The sequence below is a fragment of the Salinicola sp. genome (assembly GCF_982684285.1).
Map to the genome: position 1 here is coordinate 1 of NZ_CEXLVS010000275.1, position 5,079 is coordinate 5,079.

At 63.6% G+C, this 5,079-nt stretch carries 4 protein-coding genes and 1 pseudogene; 4 read left to right on the plus strand and 1 reads right to left on the minus strand.

Features of this window, described 5'->3' with window-relative positions; translation table 11 throughout:
• The 3 genes and pseudogenes from AC3AYF_RS18015 to AC3AYF_RS18025 form a co-directional block, all read left to right on the plus strand.
• Positions 1-244, plus strand: a pseudogene (locus tag AC3AYF_RS18015) (D-aminoacylase); the annotation flags it as partial.
• Between the two features lie 53 nt (positions 245-297).
• Positions 298-690: a RidA family protein gene (locus AC3AYF_RS18020; protein WP_295036207.1), complete on the plus strand. Its 393-nt coding sequence runs from the start codon at positions 298-300 to the stop codon at positions 688-690.
• Between the two features lie 303 nt (positions 691-993).
• Positions 994-2,484 carry a sodium:solute symporter family protein gene (locus AC3AYF_RS18025; protein ID WP_487780131.1) on the plus strand — a complete coding sequence of 497 codons (1,491 nt, stop codon included), beginning with the start codon at positions 994-996 and terminating at the stop codon, positions 2,482-2,484.
• 80 nt (positions 2,485-2,564) lie between these two features.
• Here AC3AYF_RS18025 and AC3AYF_RS18030 read toward each other — a convergent pair whose 3' ends face one another.
• Positions 2,565-3,047: an ureidoglycolate lyase gene (locus AC3AYF_RS18030; protein WP_487780132.1), complete on the minus strand. Its 483-nt coding sequence runs from the start codon at positions 3,045-3,047 to the stop codon at positions 2,565-2,567.
• A gap of 434 nt (positions 3,048-3,481) precedes the next feature.
• On the opposite strand from AC3AYF_RS18030, the gene AC3AYF_RS18035 reads away from it, so the two are divergent.
• Complete coding sequence (locus AC3AYF_RS18035) at positions 3,482-4,909, plus strand: NCS1 family nucleobase:cation symporter-1 (protein WP_295036204.1); 1,428 nt, start codon at positions 3,482-3,484, stop codon at positions 4,907-4,909.
• The last annotated feature ends 170 nt before the right edge of the window (positions 4,910-5,079 follow it).

Consider the following 5,079-nt stretch of genomic DNA (forward strand, 5'->3'; position numbering starts at 1 on the left):
CGGCCTCACCGACCGCGGCGAGATCCGCGTCGGCGCCTTCGCCGATCTGGTGCGGTTCGATCTCGACGCCCTCGAGGACACCGCGACCTACACCGCGCCGATCGCCAAGGCGAGCGGCATCGAGCTGGTCGTCGTCAACGGCGTGGTCAGCTACCGCCAGGGCGAGGCCAGCGAACATCGGGCCGGACGGCTGCTGCGGCGCCAGGTCCGGCTGTCGGCCCGGCCTTCCCGCACCGCATCATGATTTTTCACTCGCATTACCCACCCGATCATTGAGACAACCCAGGAGAAAACCGTATGAGCATCAAACGTTACGGCATCGAAGGCGGCGTCGGCACCGGCGGCCAGAAACTGCCCTTCGCCCGCGCCACCGAAGCGGCCGGCTGGCTGTTCGTCTCCGGCCAAACGCCGATGACCGATGGCGAAGTCGTCGAGGGCAGCATCGTCGAGCAGTCGCGGCTGGCCTTCGCCAACTGCCTGAAGATCGCCGAGGAAGCCGGCTACGGCGTCGAGGACGTCGTCCATGTCACTGCCGTGCTCACCGACGCGCGCTACTTCAGCTCGTTCAACAAGGTGTTCAAGGAAGTGTTCGGCGATCATCCGCCGGCGCGGATCTGCAGCGTTCAGGACCTGGTCGTCGACTGCAAGGTGGAAGTGGACATCAAATGCTATCGCGCCGATCGCGCCTAGTTTCGAAGCTTGCTGCGCTCGACCATGCGTCGTTAAAAATCGACTCAACATGCTCATTTACACCCTCGTAAACTGCGCTATTTCGTCGATTTTTGCCTTGCCTGGCCATCGCTCGCGGCGCTTCGGTGCAGCGTCGATTCACTGACACTCGCAGAAAAGAAACAGACGCCGGAAAAGGCGTGAGAAAGAAAGGTGGCCGCGCCCCGGCAAGGGCGCGACCGCAGTGAAAAACCTCATAGGCCATGACATTCCACACTGCTCCGGTCGCGGCAACGACCGGAACGACAATTATAAGAGGTCGTTATGAACAGTCACGTTTTCCTCGGGGCCTTCATCGTTTATGTGATCGTGATGATCGCATTCGGTGCCTGGGTCTCTCGCAAGAGCCGCGGCACCGGCGACGATTTCCTGCTCGGCGGACGTAGCGTCCCGATCTTCCTCACCATCGGCACCACGGTGGCGACCATGGTCGGCACCGGCTCCAGCATGGGTGCCGTCGGGTTCGGCTATGCCAACGGCTGGGCCGGTGCGCTCTACGGGATCGGCGGTTCCATCGGCGTGCTGCTGCTGGCGTTCTGGTTCGCCCCGGTACGCCGCTTCCGCTTCATGACCATGAGCGAGGAGCTCTCCTACTACGTTGGCGCCAATCGCTGGGTGCGCAACATCGTCGCGGTGCTGATCTACATCGCCTGTATCGGCTGGCTGGGCGCGCACATTCTCGGCGGCGGGCTCTATCTGTCGTGGATGGCGGGGATCGATCTGACCACGGCACGCATCCTGGTGGCGCTGGGCTTCGGTGTCTACTGCGTGATCGGCGGCTACATGGCGGTGATCTGGACCGATACCGTGCAGGCGGTGGTCCTGTTCGTCGGTTTCATCGTGATGGCGATCATCGCGCTGTTCGAGGTCGGCGGCTTCTCCGGTCTCGGCGCCAACATGGATGTCGCGGCCATCAGCTTCCTGGGCATCGACAAGGTCGGGCTGGTACCGGCGATCTCGCTCGCCGCCGTCATCGCCGTCGGCGTGCTGGCGACCCCCTCCTACCGCCAGCGGATCTACTCCGGCAATTCGGTCAGTTCGGTGCGCAAGTCGTTCGTGATCACCGGCATTCTCTACCTCTTCTTCTCGATCATCCCGGCGATCATCGGCATGGCGACCCATGCGCTGAATCCCGGTCTCGACAACAGCAACTTCGCCTTCCCGTTCCTGGCCACCGAGATCCTGCCGCTGTGGCTCGGCCTGCTGCTGCTGGTCGCGGGGCTGTCGGCGACCATGTCGAGCGCCAGCTCCGATGCCATCGCCGGCGTCTCGATCCTGCTGCGCGATGTCTACGTGCTGTTCACCGGGCATACGCCGTCGGCCCGCAAGGTCGTGGGGCTGTCGCGGCTGGCGCTGGTCGCCACCATCGGCCTGGCGCTGCTGTTCGCGCTGACCTCCAACAACGTGATCAGCTATATCACCAGCATGATCGCGACCGTGATGGCGGGGATGTTCGTGTGTGGCGTACTGGGGCGTTTCTGGCCGCGCTACAACTGGCAGGGCGCCATCGCCACCCTGATCGCCGCGTCGGCGACCTCGCTGGCGGTGATCAACGTGGACAGCTGGACGGCCTTCTGGGGCAATCCCAGCATCCCGGCGGTGCTGGTCGCGCTGGTGGTGGGCGTCGTGGTCAGCCTGGTCACGCCCGCCTCGAAGGTGACCCCGGAGCAGGCGCTCAAGATCATCGACGACGAACGCGAACGCATGGAGCTGGAGGAGGACCCCGCCGGCGCGCTCAGCGGCAAGTCGGTCTGAACTCAGTTTTTCTTCTGATACTTTCGATGCCCCGCTCTCGCGGGGCATCGTCGTTCTCGACTCTCGCCCGCTGATCCGCTCTAGACCACCACCCGAATCGCCATCGGCCGCTCGTCGAGGTTGTCGGCACCGCCGCGGTCGACGACCAGAAACTCTCCCTCTCTTTCCAGCACCGAATGGATCGCATGCCAGGTACCGGCGCGGTAGTTGACACCCTGGCGGCCGTCGGTGACGAAGGCACGAACCTCGCTCGGGTCGATAGCGTCGCCCGGCGGGGCCACGACCACGATGAAGCGCTCCTCGTGTAGCGGCATGAACGCCTGGCTGCCCAGCGGATGGCGCTCGAGCAGTTCCAGTTCCAGCGGCAGCGGCACCGGTTGACTGACGAACACGCTGATCAGTGGTGGCGTCGAGGCGTCGCGGATATCGACCTTGGCCATCGCGTGGTGGCGTCGGGTGCGGCCGTTGTTGATCGGGAACGACTCGCTGCCACGCGAGTCGATCACCTCGCCGAACGCGGCGAAGGCCTCTGCGGTCAGCTTCGCGGCCTCGAGTTCCAGCATGCTCAAATCTCCTGTTCTTGTTGCCGAATTTCCGGCCTGTCGTATACAAAAAAACAACGTCCAGTGCAGGCACCAGGACGACTCGTGTTCAATCCGCCGGCTGCTCGACTTGGCCATTGCTCCGTAACTGCACCCTGGTAATTGCACCCTAAGAGTGCCGGGCATCCCCGATCTGCGCACCCATCGTGCAACGACCGGCGAGAGAACGGCTCAGCGCGGCCAGGCGGCCGCCGCCAGTCGGGGGTTCGTTCGGCCGCGTCTGCCCTGAGCGTGTCGGGCTAGATACCTGATCGAGAGGGGATTATCCGGCAACAGCCGTTTTCACCCCGCCGCGACGGCCTGCGACTATTCGTGGATGGCGGGCATGGCACGCATCTTGTATACAAAATAACGGGAATCACAATCACAAGACGGCCCCGCGGAGGGCACACGCCATGTCGCAACATCCTTCCGGCTACAGCGATCGGCTCTATAACGCCGATCTGGCGCCAACCACCCAGAACTGGAACTGGTACAACATCCTCGCTTTCTGGCTCTCCGACGTCCATAGCGTCGGCGGCTACGTGGTCGCCGCCAGCCTGTTCGCGCTCGGCCTGGCGGGCTGGCAGGTGCTGATTTCGCTGCTGGTGGGTATCTGCATCGTGCAGATCTTCGCCAACCTGATGGCCAGACCGAGTCAGAAAGCCGCGGTGCCGTTCCCGGTGATCTGTCGGCTCTCGTTCGGCGTCTTGGGCGCCAATATCCCGGCGATGATTCGCGGCCTGATCGCGGTGGTGTGGTACGGCATCCAGACGTTTCTCGCCTCCAACGCCCTGACCATCGTGATCCTGCGCCTGTTCCCCGGCATGGAATCGCTGGCCGGCCCCAGCTTTCTCGGCCTCTCCTATCTGGGCTGGATCAGCTTCATGCTGCTGTGGTGCCTGCAGGCGATCGTATTCTGGCGCGGTATGGATTCGATCCGCCGCTTCATCGACTGGAGCGGCCCGGCGGTTTATGTGGTGATGTTTGCGCTCGCCGCCTGGCTGGTGTGGCAGGCGGGCTGGGCCAACATCAGCTTCACCCTGAGCGATATCCAGCTCTCTCCCGGCGAACAGCTGTGGCAGATGGTGATCGCGGGCGCCATCGTCGCCGGCTATTTTGCCGGCCCGACGCTCAACTTCGGCGACTTCACCCGCTATGCGCGCACCTTCGACGACGTCAAGCGCGGCAACTTCTGGGGCCTGCCGGTCAACTTCCTGGTGTTCTCGGCGACCACGGTGATGATGGTCTCGGCGACGCTTCCGGTCTTCGGCGAAATGATCGACGATCCGATCGAGACCGTCTCGCGCCTCGACAACACCTTCATCGCCGTACTGGGCGCCGCCACCTTCGTGACGACGACGATTGGCATCAACATCGTCGCCAACTTCGTCGCGCCGGCGTTCGACTTCTCCAACATGGCGCCGAGCAGGATCAGCTTCCGCACCGGCGGCTTCATCGCCGCCGTCGGCTCGATCTTCCTGACCCCGTGGAACCTGTTCAGCAATCCGGAGATCATCCACTACACCGTCGATCTGCTGGCGGCCGCCATCGGCCCGCTCTACGGCATCCTGATCATGGACTACTACCGCATCCGCCGCGGGCATATCGATGTGGACGCCCTGTTCAGCGTCGATCCCGGCGGCCCTTACTGGTACCGCAACGGTTTCAATCCGGCCGCGGTGAAGGCGGTGGTCGCCGCATCGCTGATCGGCATCGTGATCAACTTCCTCCCGCTGGGTGACCTGGGGCACTTCTCGGTGTTCATCGGCGGCGCGCTCGGCGCGACGTTCTACGCCATGGCGATGCGACGCGCCTCTGTCGCGGCAGCCGTCGCCTCGTAGTCGGCCGTTCTGTCTCTTAGAGCGCCTCGTGCGTTCTCTCCCGTTGCCGGCGCCTCCAGCGCCGGCTTTTTTGTGACCGCCGCGGCGCGACATCAAAGATAGCGCCTCATTTCTCGCGGGTACGCTTCCCATTGCGCCTGGAAGATTGTATAAAATCTACAATATTTGCG

Excerpts from the sequence above, each read along its gene's own strand:
- AC3AYF_RS18020 (WP_295036207.1), top strand. The coding sequence starts at position 298 with ATGAGCATCAAACGTTACGGCATCGAAGGCGGCGTCGGCACCGGCGGC.
- AC3AYF_RS18025 (WP_487780131.1), top strand. The coding sequence starts at position 994 with ATGAACAGTCACGTTTTCCTCGGGGCCTTCATCGTTTATGTGATCGTG.
- AC3AYF_RS18030 (WP_487780132.1), bottom strand. The coding sequence starts at position 3,047 with ATGCTGGAACTCGAGGCCGCGAAGCTGACCGCAGAGGCCTTCGCCGCG.
- AC3AYF_RS18035 (WP_295036204.1), top strand. The coding sequence starts at position 3,482 with ATGTCGCAACATCCTTCCGGCTACAGCGATCGGCTCTATAACGCCGAT.